Origin of the sequence: Mesorhizobium sp. M5C.F.Ca.IN.020.32.2.1 (genome assembly GCF_004023105.1) — a bacterium.
GTDB classification, from domain to species: Bacteria; Pseudomonadota; Alphaproteobacteria; order Rhizobiales; family Rhizobiaceae; genus Mesorhizobium; species Mesorhizobium wenxiniae.
Map to the genome: position 1 here is coordinate 1 of NZ_RZSX01001108.1, position 1,762 is coordinate 1,762.

A 1,762-nucleotide genomic window follows, 5' to 3' on the forward strand; every position below is an offset into this window, starting at 1 on the left:
AATCTGGGCGATCAAAGATAGCTCGGAAATTGAATTTTCTGCTCAGACTCCTATTTTAGGAGGGAATTGCAATTTCATCACCTCGGTCAAAAAGGGATATTTTATCGATGGCGGAATTCAATCAAAGTATCACGGAAAAGGCTGAAGCGCGCTTCATGGAGAAGCAGAAGAAAACTGCGGAGCGAAACCAGGCTACGGCCGAATATGTCTCCGAGGCCAAGGCCAGGACCATTAAGACCCAAAAGTTGCGGGCGCTGCGGCTGGCCAAGGAAGAGGCCGACCGCGCGGCGGAAGCCCTCAATCCCGTCGCTCCCAAGAAAAAGCGGGCCGCAGTCAAGAAGGCGGGGGCCGCTTGACGGCCGTCAAGCCATGACCCTGACATTTCCAAACCTAAGCCGAAGCTACGACGAGGCGAGCCGACGGATCCGCTTCGTCGGCTATGACGGCATGTCCCAGATTTCTTTCTTTATCGATGCAGCCGCCATCTCGACGGCACCGCCGGGGACGGCGACAGCCGAAGCCACATATCTCGCCGCTTTCGATTCGGCCGTCGGTCCCATACATGACGTCGCAAGGAATGCTTATGCCCGTACCGGCAAGAGCATGTACGTGCTGACCGCAGCCGATTTTCGATAATTCCGACGGTCCGCGCGATCGGGGCCTTGGAAATCCCGTGATCTGGCGCCAGAACTTCAACGCGGCTACGCTGCAAGCAGAAATCGCTGACGGGGTGAAGGCCTGTTCAGCCGTGACGGGCGAGGGAGAAGACTATGACCGCGCCGGCCGCCGCCCTGCAGAAGGCCTTGTTCGAAGCCCTGAACGGTGACGGTTCCCTGTCAGCGGCATTGGGCGGCGCAAAACTATTCGACCATTCCCCGGAAAATGTCCCGTTTCCCTATGTGACCTTCGGTCGGACCAGCGTCTACGACTGGGCAACAGGCGCGGAGAACGATGCCGAGCAGCTTTTCACGCTGCATTTCTGGTCGAAGTCCGAGGCCAGGAAAGAGATGCTCGATGCGATGGACCTAGTCAGCACCCGCCTCCAGGATGCGGCGCTCGCGCTCGACGAACATCACCGCGCCAATCTCAGGCTCGAATTCACCGAGGCCCGTTACGACGAGGATCTTTCAGCCTGTCACGGGCTGCTGCGCTTTCGCGCCGTGACGGAAGAAAACGCCTGACGCGCTTTCAATATGGCTGCAACACAGTCTAGACTGGCACTTGGATGAGTTTGCCGGGTTAGGGCGGCGAATCATAGGGTCGATTGTCTCGCGTTTCAGGGGGGTGAGATAGGCATGTGTTGCAGGCGTTCACTGTTCATTTCACGTTCAGCACCGATGCGTTAGGACGCTGATCATGAAAACGCTTCGCTCCCATTTCCGAACCGCGACACTGGCGCTCTGCGCTGCCGGTCTGCTTGCGTCGCAGGCGACGGCGCTGCCGGTCGTCGTGCCCGAGCAGAACCGGCCGATCGTCCTGGCTGCCTCCGACTGCTACGCGATCGGTCAGCAGGTTGCCGAGCAGAATGGCGGCACGCTGGCCAAGGCGTCGCAGTCGACGCGCGGTGGCCAGCCGGTCTGCGTCATCGTCGTGCTGGTCCCGGGCAAGGACGGGCAGCGTCCGCGCCGCACCGAGATCGTCGTTCCGCTGAACTGATCCCTGCCGTTTCCCAGGCGCTGGAATCGGCCTATAGATGACGCCCAGTTTCTCGACAGGGCAGCCTCTCAAATAGGGCAGCTTTTCAACAGGCCAGTTCTTCAAC

At 59.5% G+C, this 1,762-nt stretch carries 4 protein-coding genes; all 4 read left to right on the plus strand.

The window, feature by feature from the left end; all coding sequences use genetic code 11:
* Window positions 1-107: 107 nt before the first annotated feature.
* Window positions 108-356, plus strand: coding sequence for a hypothetical protein (locus EOA86_RS33355; RefSeq protein ID WP_029354601.1), 249 nt, complete (start codon window positions 108-110; stop codon window positions 354-356).
* Window positions 357-369: 13 nt separating this feature from the next.
* Window positions 370-636 carry a DUF1488 domain-containing protein gene (locus tag EOA86_RS33360; protein ID WP_127210113.1) on the plus strand — a complete coding sequence of 89 codons (267 nt, stop codon included), beginning with the start codon at window positions 370-372 and terminating at the stop codon, window positions 634-636.
* 134 nt (window positions 637-770) lie between these two features.
* Window positions 771-1,181: a DUF3168 domain-containing protein gene (locus EOA86_RS33365; protein ID WP_128345439.1), complete on the plus strand. Its 411-nt coding sequence runs from the start codon at window positions 771-773 to the stop codon at window positions 1,179-1,181.
* Window positions 1,182-1,356: 175 nt separating this feature from the next.
* Window positions 1,357-1,656, plus strand: a complete 300-nt coding sequence (locus EOA86_RS33370; protein WP_065010428.1) for a hypothetical protein — start codon at window positions 1,357-1,359, stop codon at window positions 1,654-1,656.
* Window positions 1,657-1,762 lie beyond the last annotated feature (106 nt).

Coding starts and splice junctions, on each gene's coding strand:
- EOA86_RS33370 (WP_065010428.1), top strand. CDS start 1,357: ATGAAAACGCTTCGCTCCCATTTCCGAACCGCGACACTGGCGCTCTGC.
- EOA86_RS33360 (WP_127210113.1), top strand. CDS start 370: ATGACCCTGACATTTCCAAACCTAAGCCGAAGCTACGACGAGGCGAGC.
- EOA86_RS33365 (WP_128345439.1), top strand. CDS start 771: ATGACCGCGCCGGCCGCCGCCCTGCAGAAGGCCTTGTTCGAAGCCCTG.
- EOA86_RS33355 (WP_029354601.1), top strand. CDS start 108: ATGGCGGAATTCAATCAAAGTATCACGGAAAAGGCTGAAGCGCGCTTC.